Consider the following 408-nt stretch of genomic DNA (forward strand, 5'->3'; position numbering starts at 1 on the left):
GGCTGAAAGTGGTTTACAGAACGTCAACATCAAGGTTCAGAACATGCATCCCAGCGAGATGAAGAACCAGGCCCTTTTGGCAGCCGCGGCGGCGGAACAGGATGGATTTCCTGGAATGGCAGAGGCTTTGCGGGAGCTTGCCGACATTTGCGCAAACGAGGCCAGGCTACTTGCCGAATACCAGTTGCGAGATTTCTCGATGAGTTGCGGCACAGCAACTTCTGGGCGAATATCCAAGACATCCCTCGCACATTAATCTGTTCTTAACCATTCTCGACTGTCCTTCGTCCATGAGATCTTTACCCTGACGACGAAGGCAAGACACCAAATGGGCGATTGGAAGACGGATACGGTAGCGCTCCTGCGAGCGTGCTGCGCCCATGCATCTCGATCTCACAACAGTGCCCT

At 53.7% G+C, this 408-nt stretch carries 1 protein-coding gene; it reads left to right on the forward strand.

All coding sequences use genetic code 11. From position 1 onward, the window contains the following. On the forward strand, positions 1–256 hold a 256-nt coding region (locus LHP98_RS19320; RefSeq protein ID WP_227254169.1), incomplete at its 5' end, for a hypothetical protein. Between the last annotated feature and the right edge of the window lie 152 nt (positions 257–408).

Origin of the sequence: Rhodobacter sp. Har01, assembly GCF_020564565.1 — a bacterium.
Lineage (GTDB): Bacteria > Pseudomonadota > Alphaproteobacteria > Rhodobacterales > Rhodobacteraceae > Pseudogemmobacter.